The organism is Shewanella sp. VK101 (assembly GCF_056497865.1).
Window position 1 is genome coordinate 1,544,970 of the sequence record NZ_CM151402.1, and the last position, 20,920, is coordinate 1,565,889.

Here is a 20,920-nt window from a genome sequence, read left to right on the forward strand (position 1 = left end):
ACAAGTCCCCTATGTTGAAACTTGCCACCCTTGCCGGCATTCGCGATATCATCTTCCCTTCATTTTGGTTTGAGTTTTGGTTTTTCATCAAAAATATTAAATAAATATTTATGAATCATCATTCTCTATGAGGTTTTATTGATTTGTTTTGGTATGACCAATTTACATTGAGGAAGGTTTTTTGTTATAGATTGGTTATCGCTTTTGACCTAAGTCACATGGTTAGGTGCAACTTGGCCTGTTAGGCTAAAACAAGCAGTGATTGAAAATCGCCTTTTTTCGCATATTTACCATTATTGTCCGGCTGGGGTGCCATGTTCTGTCATCTCAGACCAGACTTAGACATGGAAAGGCCTGCCGTGCCATTAACAAAATGAGGAAGATATGATGTCGCTTTCTGAGCAACTCGTGGAAGCTGTGGGGATTATGCTGCTTGGTATGGGGCTGGTTTATCTGTTCTTGGGGCTGCTGATCTTGGGGATCCGGATATCGGCCCATTATTTGGCACCTAAACCCAGCTTGGAGGATAAGAACCAAACTCAGGAAAGGGCCAAGGCACAATCCGCAGTCGTCGCCCAGACAGGTGCACCAACGCCGCAACAGCTGGCAGCCATTAGTTGTGCCATTCACCAATACCGAAAACAGGCTTAATTGCCGCAATCTGATGGATAAAAAAGATGAGTAAAGCTTTAGCATTAACCGACGTTGTCCTGCGGGATGCCCACCAGTCATTGTTGGCAACCAGAATGCGTATCGAAGATATGTTGCCGATTGCATCCAAGTTGGACAGTGTCGGCTTTTGGTCCCTGGAGTCCTGGGGCGGTGCAACCTTTGATGCCTGTATCCGTTATCTGGGTGAAGATCCCTGGGAGCGGATCCGGGCGCTGAAACAAGCCATGCCCAACACCCCGCAGCAGATGTTATTGAGAGGGCAAAATCTGCTGGGTTATCGCCATTACAGTGACGACTTGGTGACCCGGTTTGTGGAGCGCGCCCATGACAGCGGGGTCGATGTATTCCGGGTGTTCGATGCCATGAATGATGTGCGCAACTTGCAAGCCGCGCTGAAAGCCGTGATTGATGTTGGCGCTCATGCCCAGGGCACAATTTCTTACACCACAAGCCCCGTACATACACTGCAAACCTGGTTGACCATGGCCAAGCAATTGGAAGATATGGGCTGCCATTCACTCTGTATCAAGGACATGGCCGGTTTGCTCAAGCCGATGGAGGCATTTGAGCTAATAAGCCGCTTGAAGTCGGAAACCGATCTCTTGATCACCATGCAGTGCCATGCCACTACAGGGTTATCAACCGCAACCTATCAAAAGGCGATTGAGGCAGGTATTGATGTTCTGGATACTGCCATTTCTTCCATGAGCCAAACCTATGGTCACAGTGCCACCGAAACCTTGGTTGCCATGGTTGAAGATACCGATAGGGCAACAGGCTATGACTTGACGCTGCTGGAGGAGATTGCCGCCTATTTCCGTGAAGTCAGAAAAAAATATGCCCGTTTTGAAGGGGCACTAAAAGGCATAGATTCACGTATCCTGCGAGCTCAAGTGCCGGGTGGCATGCTGACCAATATGGAAAACCAGCTCAGAGAGCAGGGCGCCGAGGACAAGCTGGATCTGGTGCTCGAGGAGATCCCAAGAGTGCGGGAAGATCTGGGTTTTATTCCACTGGTGACTCCCACCTCCCAGATTGTCGGTACTCAGGCGGTAATCAATGTGCTCATGGGCGAGCGCTATAAGTCGCTGACCAAGGAGACGGAAGGTGTACTCAAGGGCGAATATGGCGCCACCCCGGCCAAGGTGAACAGTGAATTGCAACAGCGGGTGTTGCAGGGGGCCGAGCCTGTCAGTTGCCGCCCGGCCGATCTGCTCGCGCCTGAGCTTGAACATCTGCGGGCCGAACTGGCCGAAAAAGCGTTGGCGCAAGGTTTGAGCCTCAGCGAAGAGCGCGACGATGATGTGCTGACTCATGCGCTGTTCCCGCAAATCGGCCTGCAGTTTATTAAGAACCGTGGCAATCCAGCGGCATTTGAACCCAAGCCAGAATTGGAAGCTCCTCTGTCACAAACAACTCAAACCAAGGCTGCCACCGGTGGGCGTCAGCCGGAGGTTTATACCGTGGATGTGCAGGGCCAGCGCTTTGTGGTGCAGGTCAGTGAGGGCGGTGATATCAGTCAGGTAGCGCCTTTGCCGGTGGCAGAGCCGCAGGCTGCTCCTGTGCAGGCTCCTGCTGTTGCCTCTGGGCCGGAACTGGAGATGAGTGCGCCGCTTTCCGGCAATATCTTCAAGGTACAGGTGGCTGCCGGAGACAGCGTTCGCGCCGGTGATGTCGTTATCATACTCGAGGCGATGAAGATGGAAACTGAGATCCGGGCTCAGGCCGATGGTGTAGTCAGCCGCATCCTGGTCAAGGAAGGTGATGCCGTCAGCGTCGGTACCAAGTTGCTGGCACTGGCCTAAGGAGCGATGATGGACGGTTTACTCGCTTTTTGGTCTGAGACGGGAATAGCGCATTTTACCTGGCCACAGGCCTTGATGATGTTGGTCGGTGCCTTGCTGTTGTATCTGGCAATAATACGCAAGTTTGAGCCTTTGCTGCTGCTTCCCATCGGCTTCGGCGCCATTCTGGCCAATATCCCCAATGCAGGTTTTACCGAGGAAAATGGGCTGCTCTACTATGTTTATCACGTGGGGATAGATACCGGGGTTTTTCCGCTGCTGATCTTTATGGGGGTCGGCGCCATGACAGATTTCGGTGCCCTGATAGCCAACCCCAAGACGCTATTGCTGGGCGCGGCTGCTCAGTTCGGGATTTTTGCCACCCTGATTGGTGCGATAGCCTTGAACCTTGTACCCGGGTTTGAGTTCAGTATGCAAGATGCCGGTGCCATCGCCATCATAGGCGGCGCCGATGGTCCGACGGCCATTTTCCTCGCCTCCAAACTGGCGCCTGATTTGCTGGGAGCCATTGCGGTGGCCGCGTACTCCTACATGGCCTTGGTGCCGCTCATTCAGCCTCCCATCATGCGGGCCTTGACCACGGAAGCCGAGCGGCAGATCAAGATGGAACAGCTGCGGGAAGTCAGCAAGAAGGAGAAGATCATCTTCCCCCTTATGGTGCTGGGAATGACCATATTGTTTTTGCCGACGGCGACCCCCTTGGTGGGCATGTTCTGTCTCGGAAACCTGATGCGCGAATCCGGGGTGGTGGATAGACTTTCCAACACGGCGCAGAACGAACTTATCAATATCGTCACTATCTTCCTCGGATTGGCGGTTGGTTCCAAGCTCTCGGCCGAGCAGTTTCTTCGGGTCGAGACATTGGGGATCTTGCTGCTCGGGGCGGTGGCTTTCAGCATTGGCACCGCTGCCGGGGTCTTGATGGCCAAGCTCATGTGTAAACTCAGTGGTGGCAAGGTCAACCCCTTGATTGGTGCCGCCGGGGTCTCGGCCGTTCCCATGGCCGCCAGGGTGGTGAATAAGGTGGGGCTAGAGGCCAATCAGCAAAACTTCCTGTTGATGCACGCCATGGGCCCCAATGTGGCCGGGGTGCTGGGCAGTGCGGTCGCTGCCGGTATTCTGCTGGCGGTATTGGGGAACTGAGCGCTTTGCGCGCTGAATCGCTGAGAGCCATGACGTTCAAAAATAACCGGCGTAGCCAGTGTGCCGCGCCGGTTATCGGTTTTAAGGTTTGCTGGAGGGCAATCTGCAACGCGCGGGTTTTGGTACACTCTGAGTCGATTCAAGCATTCATTTCAAAGGCTCATATCAAAAGCTTAGGCCGTCAGCCAGATGGCCAGTGACAGCAGGGCAATCAAGGCACCACTGACGCCTATTATCCAAATAAAACCGCGTTTCCCCTGCGCCAAAGGGACATTGTTGAAGTGTAAAAACGCTATCCAGAACAGGGAAAGGATAATAGGTAGAAACAAAAGACGGGCCATGATTGCTCACTATTCAAAGAGATATGGCTTAATCATAGACCGGGGTTCTTCAAGAGTACCAGTCAGATGCTTGAATATTGCTCGCTGCAATTCCTTTATCCGCCAGCACCTGAATTAACATCTGTCTCAGTTTCTTGGCTTGGGCAATGGATTGTTGCACTTGCGGTTGGACATCTTCGAATTTGTCTTTAAAAGGGTCAATGGGCGGCGTAGGCAGTTCCATCACGACAGACTTGCCGGAGCGTTTGATCATGAGTCCTGTGCTTGCATAAGCACCGAAGGCTTGCGTGAGTATATCAAGCTGCTCGGCTGCTCCCAGAAACATGATTTTGACCAGGCTTCCTGCCAATTGATGAACGATGCGGATTTGCTTATTGGGCAGTAGCGGGTAGAAATGCAGCCAGGAATGTCCGGCGGCGCGGTTTTTGGGTGTTTCCGGGTTCAACTCCGGGTGATGTCTTTTCGCAAACTCAAGATAACACCTGGCAAACTCTGTGACTTCGGGGCTAATGCTGGGAAGGTATCCACGTCTTTGCTTGTTGATGCTCTCGGCCATAAGCCGTGCCCGGTACCATGCCCCTTGGGCGACAAAGTACGCCATGAGTTCCTCATAGGCGATGGTTTTATCATAGGGCTCATTGTTGGATGCCAGGTATTTTTGCGGAGCCAACAGACAGGTGCGAAAATCGACCCAATAGCCCTGTTCTATCCCATGTTCGCCGCGGTAGCGATACCTTAACCCTTGTTGCTGTTGTGGCGTTGCATCTATCTTGTTTTCGATAAGAATGGCTTGATGGGAGCCGTCATTGGCCTTGAAAATCACCACGAGATCCGACTCACCGTATTGATTGTGAATGACAGAATGCCAGGCGCCGATAAACTCTACGGAGTGGGGGAATTCATATACCCGGGAAACCAACCAATTGCAGAAGGCCATTGAAGTGTGGCACTCCTCCAGCAACATCAAATCAATATCCCGCTCCTGAACAGATTGAATAAAGTTCAGCTCCTGCATTTATGACTCCTTTCCTTGTCCATTTAAGGGCTGGTTTTAACCCCTGGTTTTGTGGCTTTCTATCGCGATTGTATGATTTAAACTCTTGAGACTTAGCTGGGCAATGACATTGTTTTCTTATATCTTTCAGCGCTAAAAACTATTTATCTTTGAACTTGCCTGGACGGGCCTTTGATTCAGGCAGTATGCAGGAAGGTATCTTATGTGGGAACTCTGGCTGATGTTCAGCGGCGCTTTTTTGGCGGCGACATTGCTGCCTGGAGGCTCGGAAGTCTTGTTGCTGGCTTTGCTGGACAAACAGCCGGAGATGGCATTGTCATTGCTGCTTAGCGCCACTATAGGTAACACCTTGGGGGCCTTGAGCAGCTATCTACTTGGGCTTTTGGGGCGCAAGGCGGTCACGCCCGAGCAACTCGACAGCGGTCGCCACAAGCATGCGCTGGCGCTGCTCAACCGCTACGGTTATTGGGCCTTGTTACTTTCCTGGGTGCCGCTGATCGGTGATATTCTGTGCCTTTTAGCAGGTTGGATGAAACTTCCTCTTACAAAATCCACTCTGATGATTTTGACAGGCAAGGGCCTGCGCTATTTGATAATTGTGTTGTTGGCTTTAGAGTGGCTGCAATGAGTTATTGGGTTTCAGTCTCTGGTTGAAGGAGTAACGTTTTGAAGAAATGGTTATTGGCAGCGGCGATTTCGGCCGCATTGGCGGGTTGCTCAGTGCAGACCGACACAGGATTGGCTGAGGTTTCCTCGGTACAACTGCCGGCAGGAGTGACTCTCATCGAGTCGGTCACCCCCAAGGCCGGTGAAGTCGGTATCCCTTACAGCAAGTATCGCTTGGCCAACGGCCTGACAGTGATACTGCATCAGGACAATTCTGATCCTCTGGTACATGTGGATGTAACTTATCATGTGGGCTCGGCCAGAGAGCAGGCGGGGCGCAGTGGTTTTGCCCATCTGTTTGAACACATGATGTTCCAGGGCTCCGAGCATGTGGCCGATGAACAGCATTTCAAGATAGTCACCGAAGCAGGCGGCACCTTGAATGGCACCACCAACACTGACCGCACCAACTATTTCGAAACTGTTCCCAGTAATCAGTTGGAAAAAATGCTTTGGTTGGAGTCGGACCGTATGGGCTATCTGCTTCCGGCCCTGACCGATAAGAAATTTGAAGTGCAGCGGGAAACCGTGAAAAACGAACGGGCCCAGCGTATCGATAACCGTCCTTATGGGCGGATGAATGAACGCTTCAATCAGGCGTTTTATCCCGCCGGTCATCCTTATTCCTGGCCTGTTATAGGTTGGCCGGAGGATCTCGATCGCGCCACGTCTGATGATGTAAGACATTTCTTCCAACGCTGGTACGGCCCCAACAATGCCACCCTGACCATAGGCGGTGATATAGATACCGCGCAGACGCTGGCCTGGGTCAGCAAGTACTTTGGCGATATTCCCAAGGGGCCTAAGGTGGCGACCGATGCCAAACCTTTGGTAACGCTGGACAAGAGCCGCTATATCTCGATGGAAGACAATGTCCATCTGCCACTCATCCGTATTGCTTTCCCAACCGTTTATGCCCGTCATCAGGATGAGGCCGCGCTGGATCTGCTGGCCAATATTCTCGGCGGCGGCAAGACCTCGCTGGTTTACAAGAATCTGGTGAAAGATGGTTATGCGGTGCAGGCCGGGGTCAGTCATCCTTGCCAGGAGCTGGCCTGTCAAATGTCCATCTACGCCTTGGCCAATCCGGCCAAGGGCGGAGCACTGGCGCCGATAGAGGCCAAGATCCGCGAATCGATTGCCGAATTTGAACAGCGGGGCGTCACAGATGAAGATCTGCAGAAGGTCAAGGTGCAGTTCCGCGCCGACAGCATCTTCTCGCTGCAGAGTGTCTCGGGCAAGGTGTCCAACCTGGCCTATAACCAGACATTCGCCGGTGATCCCAATCAGATAGCCAAAGATTTGGCCCGCTATGATGCAGTGACCAAAGAAGATGTGATGCGGGTATTCAAGCGTTACATCAAGGATAAGCCCAGCGTGGTGATGAGTGTGGTGCCCATGGGCGCCAAGGCGCTGGTGGCCAAGGCCGATAACTTTACCCCGCCTGAGCCAAGGGTTGCCGCCAACGCCGTTGCCGGGTTGCAGGAGGCCGTAAGTGCCAACAGTAGTTTCGATCGCAGTAAGATCCCCGCTGCCGGCAAGGCGCCCTCCATGCAGGTGCCCAAGCTTTGGTCTGCCCAGTTGAACAACGGTATCAGTGTCATGGGCACTGAAAGCCATGAAACGCCTACTACCGAGCTGGTCATCTACCTCAACGGCGGTCACAGACTGGTGCCAGTGGAAAAGGCCGGGCTCGCCGGTTTGACGGCGGCCATGCTCAATGAGTCCAGCGCCAAACGCAGCAGTGAAGAACTGGCCCAGGCGCTGGAGCTGCTGGGATCTTCTGTGGTGTTTGACAGTAGCGGCTATCAAAGCAGCATCCGGATCTCGGCCTTGACTGAAAATCTGGATAAGACCCTGGCAATAGTCGAAGAAAGACTGTTTGAGCCAGGCTTCAAGGAAACCGATTTCGAGCGGGTAAAACAGCAACAGTTGCAGAGCCTGCAACATCTGGCCTCGGATCCCAACTATCTGGCCGAAGAGGGTTTCAGCAAGTTGCTGTTTGGCAGCCAAACCAGTCTCGGTGTCAATGATAACGGTACGCTTGAGAGTGTCAGCCAACTGACGCTTGATGATATCAAGGCTTTCTATAAGGAGCAGTATCGTGCCGGCAACGCTCAACTGGTGGCGGTAACCGATCTGCCCCGCGAGCAGCTAATCGGCAAGCTAAAAGGATTGGAGCCTTGGGGCGGCCAGGCTGTGTCTCTGCCGACCTTGGGTGAGATGCCCGAGGGTAAACCCGGTGTGGTGTTCCTTATCGATAAGCCGGGAGCAGCCCAGTCGGTTATCAGCATAGGAAAGCGCGCCCTGCCTTACGATGCCACGGGCGACTTCTTTAAGGCTTACCTGATGAACTATCCCTTGGGCGGCGCCTTCAACAGCCGCATCAATCTTAATCTCAGGGAAGACAAGGGCTACACCTATGGTGCCCGCAGCTTCTTCAGTGGTGGTATTGAGCAGGGCTACTTCAAAGCGGGCGCCAGCGTTCGCAGTGATGTCACCGACAAGGCGCTGGCCGAGTTTATCAAGGAGCTCAAGGCTTATCATGATAAGGGGATGACGACACAAGAGCTTAGCTTTATGCGGGCCTCAATTTCGCAGGGTAAAGCACTGGATTATGAAACGCCTTACCAAAAGGCCGGCTTTATCCGAATGATTCAGAAGTACGGTCTGAGCGATGATTTTACTGCCCGTCAGGATGAGATTATTAACCAAACCAGTCTTGATAAGCTCAATGAGCTGGCTAAAGAATGGTTGGATCCTGCCAGCATGCAAATATTGGTGGTCGGGGATAAAAATCTTATCGAGCCCGGGATTAAGGCAATGGGTTATTCAGTGATCAATCTGCCCTTGTAAAACGGCCACTTTGACCCCATATTGATCTTAACCGCGGCGGGTTACGACTCGCTTGCCACTATGCAAGGCGGTGATGCTTCAAGGAGCATCACCGCCTGTCTCTTTTAAATTACACTTGCCTGAAAGGCCGCTTAGGCTTTATTTTGGGCAGCAGTCACACAGAGCAGTCCTGTGCCTTTTGGTGATGAATCACCAAGAGATGAAAGCGGAGCAGGTATGCCCGGGTCTATTGGCCAGATAAAGGCCTAGGCCGCCAAGCAGAGAAAAAGAATTTGAAGTCATTTACCGAATCTGTCGCAATGCTCAAAGGAGCCGAAGGACGCGCCGCACTCAAGGATATGCGCCGTGGGATTGAGCGAGAAGCCTTGAGAATTGATGCCAGCGGGCACCTGGCTATGGATGGTCATCCCAAAACCTTGGGCTCGGCCCTGACCCACTCGAGGATCACTACCGATTACAGTGAGGCGTTGCTCGAGTTCATAACGCCTGTTACCCACAGCATAGATGAGCTGCTGACCGGTCTCACCGAGACTCATGCCTTTACCCTCAATCAGCTTAAAGGACAAAAGCTTTGGCCCGTGAGCATGCCTTGTTATGTTGGCGACGAGAAGGATATTCCCATCGCCCAATACGGCAGCTCCAACTCAGGGCGGATGAAGACCCTCTATCGCAAGGGCCTGACCTACAGATACGGCGCTTTGATGCAGATCATCTCAGGAGTGCACTTTAACTTCTCGGTTTCTGACGAGCTTTGGGATCTGCTCTATGCCCAGAGCGACAAGTCGGTTTCCCGCTGTGACTTTATCTCCGAGCGCTACTTTGGCCTTATCCGCAACTACCGCCGCTTGGTGTGGGTGTTGCCTTATCTGTTTGGCGCTTCACCGGCGCTGTGCGGCTCTTTCATCAAAGAGCAGCAGACAGAACTGGATTTTGAAAAGATGGGCCGCGGCACCCTGTATCTGCCTTGGGCCACCTCACTGAGAATGAGTGACCTGGGTTACACCAACAAGGAGCAGGAGCGGCTCAGTATCAGCTATAACTCGCTGGCGGATTATCTCAAGGGGATCCGCGCCGCCATCAAGATGCCTTCGGACAACTTTGCCAACATAGGGGTGAAGGTTGATGGCGAATATCGCCAGCTCAACGCCAATGTGTTGCAGATAGAAAATGAGTTTTATGCCCCCATTCGCGCCAAGCGGGTGACCCGCAGCGGTGAAAAGCCTTCCGAGGCACTGGCACGCGCCGGGGTGGAATATATCGAAGTGCGGGCGTTGGATGTAAACCCCTTCAGTGCCATAGGCATAGAGGCCTCTCAGGTGCGCTTCCTGGATCTGTTCCTGCTTCATTGTTTGTTGAGTCCATCGGCGACGACCGATAGCACAGGTGAGCAGGAGATAGCTGCCAACCTCAAGGCCGTGGTGTTGGAAGGGCGTAAGCCCGGCTTAATGCTGAGCCAAAATGGCGAGCCTGTGGCGCGTGAGCAGTGGATGCTGGCACTGTTTGCCGAGCTGCAGCAGTTGGCCACGCTGCTCGATGGAAAGGATGATGACCAGTATCAGCTGGCACTGGCCAAGTGGCATCAAGCCGTTATCGACCCGAATGAGACGCTGTCAGGGCAGGTGATGAAGACTCTGGCAGACAAGGGGCTGGATCACGGCGCCTGGGTGATGGCATTGGCGAAAGAGTATCAGCAGCAGCTGCTGAATTATCCGCTGAGTGCCGCAGCGCTGGCTTCCTTTGAAGCCGAAGCCCAGGCCTCAATCGAGAGTCAGTTGCAGATGGAAGCCGCTGATCGTTTGAATTTTGATGATTTTCTGGTTCAGTACTTTGCCGATGAACCAGCCAAGGAAGCAGTCAGTCAGTGAAGTCTTTGTTGTTAATCTCGGCCGCAGCCCTGTTGCTATCGGCCTGCGCCAGTGCTCCCGAGCCCGGGCGCGAATGTGGTACGGTTTCAGGTTATCTGGAGCCGGATCGGGAGCAGCAGTTTTATCGCTTGGTGGTCACCCATCTCGATGGCCAACCCGTGATTTCCAAACCCAACTATCAGTTGCCACCGGGTGAACACAGCTTTACCGTCTCTGAGCTGATAGATTCACCTGAGCTCAAAGTGCGATTGTCGGCCCGCACGCCCAAGGAGCTGAAGTTGCTGGTGGAAGCCGGGCAACGTTATCACCTGGCGGCCAAGTTCAATACCGACAGGCGCTATACCGGCAAGGATACCGGTTACTGGGAACCTGTGGTCTGGCAGCAGGAAGTTCATGAATGCGAGCTGCCGGAGCCGCAATAAAGCTCACTTTTTCAGAGGCTCAGGTTGCATTTGATGTTTGACTCGGGCGACACTGAGTCCAAGTTCAACCAAAGGCCTGGCCTTTGAAAGCCGTGAGATTTTCGTGAAGCGACAGTTTCTATCCAAATTTGCCCCGGCGCTTGCTGTTTCCGCCTCCCTGTTTTTGGGTGGCTGCGCCACTTCACCTCCCAAAGAGCCCGACAATATCTGTTCCATCTTCAAAGAGCACAGATCTTGGTACAACGCTGCCAAGGATGCCCGTGAAAAGTGGGGCGTTCCCGTGCATGTGCCCTTGGCCATGATGTATCAGGAGAGCTCCTTCAAGCATAATGCGGCGCCACCTATGGAGTATTTCTTGTGGATCATTCCCATAGGACGCGCCAGTGATGCTTATGGTTATGCCCAGGCCAAGACCATGACCTGGGATGATTATGTGCGTGAGACCGGCAACAGCTGGGCCAGTCGCAGCGATTTTGATGATGCAATGGATTTTATGGGCTGGTTTATCTACAAGAGCCATAAGATCAATGGTGTGTCCAAGTGGGATGCCCGCAACCAGTATCTCAATTATCACGAAGGCTGGGGCGGCTACAAACGCGGCAGTTACCGCAGCAAGGCCTGGTTGGTAAGGGTGGCCGACAAGGTGGACAATCGTTCCCGCCGTTATGCGGCGCAATATAATCAGTGCAAGGAAGACCTGGACGCCTCTTGGCTCTGGCGTTTGTTCTTTGGCTAGGGAAGGGGAAACTAAGCTGTTCCTCGGTAAAAGCGCACCCTTAAGGTGCGCTTTTTGGGTTCTCTACAGATGAGCCAGCCGTTTTATCAGCCGTGGTGTTCTGTCTTTATCAGCTTGCCGAACTGGTCGTAGAAGTTCCAGTCGCCGGATTCACGATTGCTGATATAGCTGCCTTCGGTACGCTTCTCGCCATTGGTCCAGAAAGTCTGCCACAGCCCCTCTTTTCTGTCCCTGAGGAAGGTGCCTTTCTCGGCCAGCTTGCCGTTGTTGTGGAAGTAACTGGCTTCACCCTCTTTCTGGCCCTTGACCCACTGCTCATGGCTCTGTGGTTTGCCATTTTGGAAGTACTGGCTCAGTTTGCCATCGAGTTTTCCCTGCCAGTAGTTGGCCTGCTGTTTTAACTGGCCGTTACTGTAGTACTGCTCAGATTTGCCGTGCAGTACATCGTCCTTGAATTCCTGACTGGCGGCGAGCATGCCATCTTCAAACCAGCTTTGCCACTGGCCGGTTTTGGCCCCTTTTAACAACTCACCGGCCAGTTTCTGCTGCCCATTGTCGACATAGTATTCGCTATAGCTGCCGGTCTTATCGCCATTGTCATAGGTTTCCTTGCGATAAAGGATGCCCTTGAAGCTGTAGTGCTCGCGTGCACCATGTAACTTACCCTGTTGCCACAGGCTCTTGATCCTGATATTGCCTTCTGGGATGGTGCCGAAGGTAGGATCGTCCTCTTCGTAGCGGTAGTCTATCCAGGTACCTGTCTTCTTATTGTCCAGGTATTCCCCAGTAACCCGGCGGCGGCCATGGTAATACTCGGCATATTTGCCATTGAGTTTGCCTTTGACAAAGGTCTGCTCCCGGCTCTTGACCCCTTCGCGATACTGAATCCAGAGCCCGTCCTTGTCGCCGTTGAGATATGCGCCTTCCTCATTGGGATCGCCGTTGGCGTACCAGCGCTTGAAGGCACCATCGAGCGGATAACGATAATCCTTGGCGGCCTTGTCTTTGGCATAGTGGGCCAACTCCCTGGGCTTGCCATTGTCGTAGAAGCTCTCATATTTGCCGACCCACTTGCCTTCAATGACATCGCCCTGCTCCTGCACAGTGCCATCTTCAAAGTAGCGGATGGATTTTCCGGTTTGCTTGTCGTGCTGGTATTGGTTCAGGCTGCGTTTTTTACCGTTCGGGAAGTAACGGATAAAGTCGCCGTGACGCTCACCCTGCTGCCATTGGCTGGACTCTTGTAAAACACCGGCGCTGAAACGCTGATGCAAACCATCCAGCAGGCCCATGGCAAACTGGGACTTCTCCAGTGGCTTGCCGTCGATATCGAAACGCTCATACTTGCCATGGCGGGGATATTGACCGTTGTCACTCAATTGGCTGTCGTGGAAGGTTTCCAGCTCAGCCAACTGGCCATTGGGGTGAAAACGCTTCTGTACACCGGTTTGCAGGCCGTTTTTGTAGTGCTGTTCTATGACCAGCTTGCCTTCACTGTTGAAGTACTCCTGGGTGCCATCTCTTTCGCCGTCACTGAAATGCTCATTGCCCAGCAGTATCCCTTTGTCGTCAAACGTCTGACATTGGCCCTGGCGCTTACCCGCGCGGTAAGCACATTTGACTGCCAGTTCGCCGCTTGGGTGATATTTCAGGCTTTCGCCGTCCCGCTCGCCGGCACTGAAGCTTATCTCACTCTCTTTGCTGCCATCATCAAAAAAGCTCTGCCAGACGCCCTGACGTTGGCCATTGGCATCGAATTTGCCCTTGACCTTGATTACCCCCTGGGCGTTTTGCTCCAGATAGTCGCCTGACAGTTGGTTGTTGGCGTATTGCTGGCTTTGGGCCAGGGTGCCGTTTTCATAGAAGCTCTGCCACTGACCATGGCGCAGGTTGTCGGTATAGGTTTCGCTGGCCTTGAGTTTACCACTGGCGTAGAAACGCTTGACCTGCTCTTTGTTACCGTCGCGGTAGAAGACGCTTTCACTGAGACGGCCTTTAGTGTCGAAGGTTTGCCATTCCCCTTCCGGCACGCCCTTGTTGAACACCTGCAATTCGGTCATCTGGCCGCTGATGTCATACATGCGCCAACTGCCATTTTGATAGCCCTGGAAATATTGGCCCTCAATCAATTTGGCATTGTTGGAGTGAAATACCTGCCAGCGCCCATTGGGCACGCCCTGGGAGAACTCCGCCAGGGTATAGCCTTGATTGTCCCGGACGATGGATATTTCACCATTGAGGGGCATACCACTGGCCAGATTGTAATAATGGGGGATACCATCCTGCTGGCGAACTTCCACCATTAAGGAAGAGAGGTTTTGTGCCGCCTGCGCCTGTTGCAGCACGGGTAGAGTGCTTGCGGCCAGCGCCGCCATAATTATGAGCTGTTTGTGCATCGGTTCTCCTTGTCACCTACTGCAGCAATCCCGTCATTGGGAGCCAGGTTTCTTTATTCGTGCCCACCCTTGCGGGCTCTTTTCTGCCGGTACATCTGGCTGTCTGCCAGTTTCAGGCTGTACTCCATATCGCCGTTGAAAGGCGCGATGCCGGCACTGAAATAAACGGCAACCTCATCGGCTGCAAGCCTGGCCTCGGCCTGCTGTAAACGTTCTCTGAGCCAGCTTTCACTGCCGTAGCAGAGCAGCACAAATTCGTCGCCGCCAAATCGGCTCACCAGGGCCGGTGGCGGGCAGCTGCGTTTCAGCTCGGTTGCCAGACGCTTGAGGGCAAAGTCACCGGCACCGTGCCCCAGGTTGTCGTTGATCTTTTTCAGGTTATCCATATCCAGCAGCACCAGCATGCTTTCCAGCTTGGTCTTGGGCTGCCATTTTTGCGCCTGTTCTTCAAAATACTTGCGATTGGCCAGTCCGGTCAGGCAGTCAAAATTAGCCAACTGGTGGATCTGGCGGGACTTTTGATACAGGGCAATGGCATTGGCAGCTTCACGGGTCAAAATAGCCACCAGATCCCTGTCATAGGTGCTGAAACAGGCCAGCAGTGAGCTGTCTAGGTTGAGCATGGCATAGAGCTGACCATCGATATGGATTGGGCTGGACAGGGTGGCCCGAATGGGAATGCTGGCGGCACTCAGCAGCAGGGCCTGATCTTCGGCGCTCAGGCTACTCTGGGCGTTGATTTTGCGCATATCGTTGACCACGACTACCCGGTTGCAGCGGCCATCGGTCAACCTGTATTCGAAAGACTGCTCCAGGGTCATATTCAGCTGTTGCAGCTTGGCCAGATCCAGCCCGAGTGCAGATTCAAAATGCAGCTTATTGCTGCCGGGTTCCACCAGTATGATGGAGCCCATTTCGGCGCCATCAACCATGGCGACTGCCTTACCGAGCAGGGCGTTGAGAAAGGCGTGTTCGGTTTCGTATTGACTGGAAAGATGCACTAATTCGAAGGTGGCTTCGTTGATCCCCAGCACCTGCTCCAGGTGTTGCCACAGTCGGCCCAAGCGCCCTTGATGGACAAAATAACCCAGGCTGTAGGCCAGGAAATAGATGATAGAAACCCCACCCCACTGCAGCCAGGGAAGCTCACCGGCCGGGCTGGTGACCCAGAACAGTAAGGCTATCAGCAGCAGAGGCAGTAACAGAAGCAGCAGATGATAGCGCAGATCCAATGTGTCTATCTTCTGCTTTCTGAGTCCGTTCTGATCCAACAAATCCTGAGAATCCTAAAGTTATACCTTGAATCAAAGTCAGAGGCGGGCGAGGGTGCCCGCCCGTTTGTCAGCCAAACTCCGCCAGTATCCACATAAGTGGCGCCTGATATTGCGCCGGCATCCACTGCTGAAGCCTGGCAATGCTGTCGGCCAACGCGTTTTTATCCAGTACCGACAGGTTCAGGTGGCCTACCTTGCGGCCGGGGCGCACCTCTTTGTCGTACCAGAACAGCTCGGCATTGGCCAGGCTCAGCCAACGGTCGTCCTTATCTATGCCTATCAGGTTGACCATCACACATTGGAAGTTAACCTGAGGCGTCATCAGTGGCAAATCGCACAGGGCCCGCAGGTGCAACTGGAACTGATCCATATGGGTGCCAGCTTGAGTCCAGTGCCCTGAGTTGTGCACTCTGGGCGCCAGCTCATTGACCAGCAGGTGATCGCCCACCCGGAAACACTCCATCGCCATCACCCCCACATACTCCAGCTCATGCATTATGCTGCAGAGCATTGTTTCGGCCTCGGCCTGCAGCGGTTGCAGACGCGCCAGGGGGGCTACCGATGCCATCAGAATACCATCCTGATGCAAATTGAGCGTCAGAGGATAAAAGAAGCACTCGCCGCTGCGGCTGCGAACCCCAACCAGAGACACCTCTTCATCGAAGGGGATCGCCTGTTCGGCAATCGCTTGATTGCGCCAATCGGCCGGGATGCTGGTCGACTCGGCTTGTTTCAGCCAGTGCTGCCCCTTGCCATCATAGCCGCCGGTGCGGCGTTTCAGTAGAACTCTTTCACCATATTTGTGATAAAGATCATTAGCTTGGGTGTTATCGTCCAGCAGTTCCCAAGGCGCAGTGGCCACCTTGAGCTGATCCAGCAGGGATTTTTGGGTGTATCTGTCGGCGAGGCGGCCAAATACCGGGCCATTGATGAAATGACAGTGCTGCGACAACTGCAGGCTCAGGGGCGATTCCGGCCACTGCTCACGCTCGGCGGTAATAATATCTGTGTCTGTCAGCGGCAACTTTTCATCGCTTGGTGCCATGATATCCACGGGGCGGACATCTATGGCCAGCGGTTGGCCGGCATGACGCAACATGGCACCCAGTTGGCCATCGCCCAGTACCCAAACTCTCTTGTCAGCCATCTCAGTCTTCCCTCGGATCCGGATTATCGAGTACCGCGCGGGTTTGAGCTTCGCGGAAGGCTTCAAGGCGCTCGGCCAGTTGAGAGTCCTGAGTTGCCAGCATCTGGCAGGCCAGCAGCCCGGCGTTGAATGCCCCGGCTGTACCTATGGCCAGCGTTCCCACGGCAATACCCTTGGGCATCTGCACTATCGACAACAGGCTGTCCATGCCGCTGAGAGCCTTGCTTTGTACCGGCACGCCCAGTACAGGCAAGCGGGTCTTGGAAGCTATCATACCCGGCAGGTGAGCGGCGCCGCCGGCACCGCCTATGATGACCTTGTATCCTTTGTCTGCTGCTGATGCGGCAAATTCCATCAACTTGTCTGGGGTTCTATGGGCCGAAACCACTTCGACATGGTAGGGCACCTTGAGAGAATCCATGATCTCTGCGGCCGCTTCCATGGTGGGCCAATCACTCTTGGAACCCATTACAACAGCAACGAGGGCTTGCATGATAACTCCTTAACTACTGATTTTATTTATAATATTTTGCCTGTTTCCAGGTCGGGTACAGTAACGGAAGGTGCAAACCAGTCCCATGCGTGCTCTGCGTTGGCTTACAGGCCTGGATGCAAGGCGTGGTTCGCAGCTTCCTTAACCCGGCGTTGTTCCCAAGGCCGGGCGATAATGGCTGCAGATAATATCATGACAGGACGGCGCGCGCTGCCCTTGAACACTGTGTTTCGGACAAAAATCAGCCCGAGTAAAAGATGCGATAGAGGCGGCCTTGGGCATCATCGGCTATCAGCAAGGAACCATCCGGTAACTGCAGCACATCGGCGGGGCGTCCGGATACGGTTTCGCCCTTGAGCCAGCCTTCGGCAAACACCTGAGGTTCACCGGCCTTGCCCTGTTTTAACGGCACGAAACGCACTCGATATCCCACCTTGCTGGACCGGTTCCAGGAGCCGTGCTCGGCAATAAAAATGCCGCCGTGATAGGCCTTGGGGAAGCTGTCGCCGCGATAGAAGGTCATCCCCAGCGCCGCTACATGGGCGCCCAGCTTGACTTCAGGAGGGCTGAAATCGGCAGGCTGCTTACCTTTGCCGAATTCAGGATCCAGGGTATCCCCTTGATGAACGTAGGGATAACCAAAATGTTGGCCGCGCTGACTCAAATGATTGAGTTCATCGGCTGGCATATCGTCTCCCATCATGTCGCGGTCATTGTCGGTAAACCACAGCTGGCCACTGACAGGGTCGAAGTCGAAACCGACACTGTTGCGCACACCGGCGGCTTCGAGCCTTGGTTGTTTGCTTTGGAGATCCAGGCTGATTATTTTGCTGTAGTCGCTGCCGGCATCACAGATATTGCAAGGCGCGCCTATGGGTATATACAGGCGACCGTCGGCGGCAAACTTGAGGTATTTCCAGCCGTGATGCTTATCTGTGGGTAAGTCATCATAAAAGATTCGATAACTCGGGGAAGCACTCTGGCTCAGCTGCTGCTCGATATTGTCAAAGGCGAGAATTTGGCTCACGGCGCCCACATAGAGAGTCTGGTCCCGAAAGGCTAGCCCGGAAGGCATATTGAGCCCGGAGGCGATCACTTTGACCTTGTCGTGGCGGCCATCGGCATCTGTATCGATTGCCGCATAGACTTTACCTTCGCCGCGACTGCCGATAAAGAGTGTGCCCTGGCTGCCAAGCGCCATCTGGCGGGCATTGGCGACATTATCCAGATAGACTTCTATCTCAAAGCCCTGGGGCAGGCGGATATCCTTCAGTTCCGATGGCGCTGAATTTTCAGCAAGTGCAGAGCCACTCACAATAGCTGCCAGCAAAGCCGCCATAGAGAGAGCCGCTGCAAGCGAAATAGCGCGGTGCAGCGGGCGCAGTGAAACGGATGAATGCTTAGACATAAGGCCTCCTTGCAGTTGGGTATATCAGTATGACCTGAAATGAAGGCGAATAAAAAGGGAGGCTAAGCCTCCCTTCAATTTACTTTCTAACCAGCCCGTTATTTGGCGGATGCTTTGCTGCCAAGGGCGGTGCTTTTTTCCATCAGCCCCAACGCCGACAAGCCGGTGATCACGTCCAAATTGGAGGTCATGCCGTTGCCGCCACTGCCGTTGATATAGTTCTTCGGCATATCCACCTTGAAGTTGGGCAGGTTCTGATACAGGGAGTTGGCCACATCCCGGTTCAGCTCGGCCAGATACACCTTCTCATGGGCACCCAGGGCCTTGTATTTCGCCGCCAGTACATCGGCTTCGGCTATCCCTTTTTCACGGATCGCCTTGGCCTCAAACATGGCCGAGGCCGAGTTGGCTTTCTGGATCTCCAGGTTGGCCTGGGCGATTTCCAGCTCCTTGGCCTTGCTCAGGGTGGCGATATCTTTCTTCTTGCGTTCTTCCACCAGTTCACGCTCGGCGATTTGCCGCGCCACTTCAACCTCTTTTTGCTGGGCAATAACCGCCAGCTCCTTGGCACGTTGGGCATCCTGTACTTCGCGGGTACGCTGGATCTCTTTGCGCAGCTGCTCTGTCTTGGCCTGGGCCTTGGACGTTTCCTGCTCCTGAATGGTGCGGATCCGCTCGGCAACCAGTTTTTTCTTATCAGTCAATAGCTTGTCAAGCTGATCTTCCGGCTTGGGATCGCCAATGGTGACCTGGGTGACCGTGATGCCATAATGTTTGAGCGGGTTGTCCTGACGTACCGGATTACCGCTCTTGTCGGTAATAGGTACTGTCTTCCACACCAATTGTTTGGTGGCTTGCAGCTTGTTGGAATCTTCCTGATCGAAGCCAACCGGCACCAGATCCACCTGCTCGACTTCAACCTGGCGCCGCTCAGTGGTATAGATACCGTTGCTGAGCTGATCTGACAATTGTGCCTTGAACTGATTGAGGCCGCCCTGGAAAAACTCTTCGCCGGTATATTGGGTCGAGGTGATCACAGTGACGTTGCGGGCGTTCTTGATCAACATGGTGTCAATCAGGTTGTCGTTGGAGCGAAACTCCCGATGCATCGTCTTGAGCTGCTCGGGATCATAAGACAGCTTGAAGCGGAAAGTGGCCGGTACCTGGCCTGTGTAGGTATCGGCAAAACGTACCTGCAGCGCCGGCAGACGTTGGTAGAATACCTCGCCCTGGTTGTTGCCAAAGGAGACGGTAACGACCTGATCATAGCGGGTTATTTTCGACAGAAACGGCATGCGAAAGTGGATGCCGGGCTCGGTGAACACATCCAAAGAGCCGGTAACATTGTTTTGATGCACATAGGTGTAACCGGCATCTGTCATCAATACTGAGCTTTGGGCAATACCCAGGGCGGCCAAAACGCCCACCCCAATCAGAATGCGCTTGGGGGTAAAATAGGATTTAAAACCTGAGGCACTTTTCAGTTCCATCTAATCTTCCTTAATTGAGTTCCAATACGAAATTGACATAATCCGGGTATTTCTGCTGCCAGGCATCATCAAAGAAATGCCCGCCCTGATGCGGTTTGAGCTGCAGTTGATTACCCGGGCTAAAAAATTGTTCCAGCTGTTTATCCAGCGCCAGATTACTGCTGTGCTCCTGTTCGCCGTATGAGATAACCAGTCGCTTACCGGCGGGCGCCGAAGCCTTGAGCTCGGTTTGCATACCGCCTGCAGACAGCAGCAGGGCGCCGACATAATCATTCGGGTGTTTGGCCAGCAGGTGAGCGCTGTGAAGGGCACCCTGGGAAAAGCCCATCAGTGCCACTTTCTGCTTGTTGACAGGGCTGTTCTTTGCCGCCAGGGCTAAAGCTTGCTGCACTGCCTGGTGACTGGACTCGGTTTCGGTTCTGGCCCAGCGGAAGCTGTGCTCATTGAGCTTTTCCGTGCCGTTGATCCCGATAAATATTGCCCGTTCACTTGTCAGCAGTTTGGCCATATGGGCGCTGTCACTGCCTTCTGTGCCATAGCCGGATAACCAGACCAGCACAGGCCAGCCACCGTCAGGGGCAGCCCCCTGAGGGCGGTAGATATAAGCTGTACCGGCATCTTTTGCATGCTGAGGATAACGGCGTTTAACCTTATCCAGTACGGCGCGGTATTCATCCGAGTCCTTGATGCCGGCAAGTTCGTCGTCTTCCTCAAGCATTATCTGTTGCCACAGGCCGCGGCTGTCGGCCAACTGCAGCATTTCGATTGCCTGGTCTTTAAGTTCCAGCATTGCCAGAGTACCGGCGGCTTGATAGGGCGCCCAGATATTGCTGCTATCGCGCTCTGTGGCCATCAGGTAATAGGCGAGGGCGCCAGCGTAGTTGTCGTAGCGGTTTTTTTCTTCATCCCCCTTGGCGATAAAGTCTTCCGCATTGGCGTGACTCAGATACAGGTTGGCTATCGGGCTCAACGCCTGCCAGCGGATCTCCGCTTCCGTTTTGCCCTCATCTGCCTGCGCTAATTGGCTCATACAGAGCAGTCCCAGCCCGGCACCCAGCTTCAACAGGTTACAGAGCTTTGTTTGTTTGGCTTGCATCCCCAGTCCTTTGCAATATATGGCGGCAATTCAATATTGCGCCTTTTTTATCCTGTGCTTTTTAATCAGCGCCCTTTTCATCAGCGCGCATACTA

17 protein-coding genes are annotated in these 20,920 nt (G+C 53.8%); 8 read left to right on the top strand and 9 right to left on the bottom strand.

All coding sequences use genetic code 11. The features are described from left to right. Nucleotides 1-384: 384 nt before the first annotated feature. Genes ACSHSR_RS06980 through ACSHSR_RS06990 form a run of 3 tightly spaced genes read left to right on the top strand, consistent with a single transcriptional unit; the run spans nucleotide 385 to nucleotide 3,620 of the window. Nucleotides 385-651, top strand: a complete 267-nt coding sequence (locus ACSHSR_RS06980) for an OadG family transporter subunit (protein WP_208138923.1) — start codon at nucleotides 385-387, stop codon at nucleotides 649-651. 26 nt (nucleotides 652-677) lie between these two features. Next, nucleotides 678-2,477 (top strand): sodium-extruding oxaloacetate decarboxylase subunit alpha, encoded by a 1,800-nt coding sequence (gene oadA / locus ACSHSR_RS06985; protein ID WP_479631371.1) that lies wholly within the window; start codon nucleotides 678-680, stop codon nucleotides 2,475-2,477. A 9-nt stretch (nucleotides 2,478-2,486) separates the two neighbouring features. Next, entirely contained in the window at nucleotides 2,487-3,620 is a 1,134-nt protein-coding gene (locus tag ACSHSR_RS06990) for a sodium ion-translocating decarboxylase subunit beta (RefSeq protein WP_208129509.1), read from the top strand. Nucleotides 3,621-3,793: 173 nt separating this feature from the next. Here the strand turns inward: ACSHSR_RS06990 and ACSHSR_RS06995 are convergent, their stop codons facing one another. Next, a complete protein-coding gene (locus tag ACSHSR_RS06995; protein ID WP_025010950.1) occupies nucleotides 3,794-3,961 on the bottom strand; it encodes a hypothetical protein in 168 nt (55 codons plus the stop codon). 49 nt (nucleotides 3,962-4,010) lie between these two features. Then, nucleotides 4,011-4,976: a PD-(D/E)XK nuclease superfamily protein gene (locus ACSHSR_RS07000; protein ID WP_174840027.1), complete on the bottom strand. Its 966-nt coding sequence runs from the start codon at nucleotides 4,974-4,976 to the stop codon at nucleotides 4,011-4,013. A gap of 202 nt (nucleotides 4,977-5,178) precedes the next feature. On the opposite strand from ACSHSR_RS07000, the gene ACSHSR_RS07005 reads away from it, so the two are divergent. The 5 genes from ACSHSR_RS07005 to ACSHSR_RS07025 all read left to right on the top strand — a co-directional run bounded on the left by ACSHSR_RS07005 (nucleotide 5,179) and on the right by ACSHSR_RS07025 (nucleotide 11,521). Next, the gene (locus ACSHSR_RS07005; protein ID WP_025888301.1) at nucleotides 5,179-5,604 is read left to right on the top strand and encodes a YqaA family protein; all 426 of its coding nucleotides are present in this window, start codon (nucleotides 5,179-5,181) and stop codon (nucleotides 5,602-5,604) included. A 38-nt stretch (nucleotides 5,605-5,642) separates the two neighbouring features. Then, nucleotides 5,643-8,498 carry a M16 family metallopeptidase gene (locus ACSHSR_RS07010; protein ID WP_479631372.1) on the top strand — a complete coding sequence of 952 codons (2,856 nt, stop codon included), beginning with the start codon at nucleotides 5,643-5,645 and terminating at the stop codon, nucleotides 8,496-8,498. 299 nt (nucleotides 8,499-8,797) lie between these two features. Continuing rightward, entirely contained in the window at nucleotides 8,798-10,363 is a 1,566-nt protein-coding gene (gene gshA, locus ACSHSR_RS07015; protein WP_083390399.1) for a glutamate--cysteine ligase, read from the top strand. Then, nucleotides 10,360-10,785, top strand: coding sequence for a hypothetical protein (locus tag ACSHSR_RS07020; RefSeq protein WP_044734843.1), 426 nt, complete (start codon nucleotides 10,360-10,362; stop codon nucleotides 10,783-10,785). Before gshA ends, ACSHSR_RS07020 begins: the two co-directional genes overlap by 4 nt. 103 nt (nucleotides 10,786-10,888) lie before the next feature. Continuing rightward, nucleotides 10,889-11,521 carry a transglycosylase SLT domain-containing protein gene (locus ACSHSR_RS07025; RefSeq protein ID WP_028781530.1) on the top strand — a complete coding sequence of 211 codons (633 nt, stop codon included), beginning with the start codon at nucleotides 10,889-10,891 and terminating at the stop codon, nucleotides 11,519-11,521. A gap of 86 nt (nucleotides 11,522-11,607) precedes the next feature. Here ACSHSR_RS07025 and ACSHSR_RS07030 read toward each other — a convergent pair whose 3' ends face one another. The 7 genes from ACSHSR_RS07030 to ACSHSR_RS07060 form a co-directional block, all read right to left on the bottom strand. After that, a complete protein-coding gene (locus tag ACSHSR_RS07030) occupies nucleotides 11,608-13,917 on the bottom strand; it encodes a toxin-antitoxin system YwqK family antitoxin (RefSeq protein ID WP_208156460.1) in 2,310 nt (769 codons plus the stop codon). 53 nt (nucleotides 13,918-13,970) lie between these two features. After that, the gene (locus ACSHSR_RS07035) at nucleotides 13,971-15,191 is read right to left on the bottom strand and encodes a sensor domain-containing diguanylate cyclase (RefSeq protein WP_045282616.1); all 1,221 of its coding nucleotides are present in this window, start codon (nucleotides 15,189-15,191) and stop codon (nucleotides 13,971-13,973) included. Between the two features lie 67 nt (nucleotides 15,192-15,258). Further along, the gene (gene purK / locus ACSHSR_RS07040; RefSeq protein ID WP_208156459.1) at nucleotides 15,259-16,338 is read right to left on the bottom strand and encodes a 5-(carboxyamino)imidazole ribonucleotide synthase; all 1,080 of its coding nucleotides are present in this window, start codon (nucleotides 16,336-16,338) and stop codon (nucleotides 15,259-15,261) included. A gap of 1 nt (nucleotide 16,339) precedes the next feature. After that, on the bottom strand, nucleotides 16,340-16,831 hold the full coding sequence (gene purE, locus ACSHSR_RS07045; protein ID WP_025010942.1) for a 5-(carboxyamino)imidazole ribonucleotide mutase: 492 nt from the start codon (nucleotides 16,829-16,831) through the stop codon (nucleotides 16,340-16,342). Nucleotides 16,832-17,072: 241 nt separating this feature from the next. Then, a complete protein-coding gene (locus ACSHSR_RS07050; RefSeq protein WP_479631373.1) occupies nucleotides 17,073-18,239 on the bottom strand; it encodes a PQQ-dependent sugar dehydrogenase in 1,167 nt (388 codons plus the stop codon). Nucleotides 18,240-18,337: 98 nt separating this feature from the next. Next, the gene (locus ACSHSR_RS07055) at nucleotides 18,338-19,729 is read right to left on the bottom strand and encodes an SPFH domain-containing protein (protein ID WP_025010940.1); all 1,392 of its coding nucleotides are present in this window, start codon (nucleotides 19,727-19,729) and stop codon (nucleotides 18,338-18,340) included. A gap of 10 nt (nucleotides 19,730-19,739) precedes the next feature. Continuing rightward, nucleotides 19,740-20,825 (bottom strand): alpha/beta hydrolase, encoded by a 1,086-nt coding sequence (locus ACSHSR_RS07060; protein WP_144224687.1) that lies wholly within the window; start codon nucleotides 20,823-20,825, stop codon nucleotides 19,740-19,742. Nucleotides 20,826-20,920 lie beyond the last annotated feature (95 nt).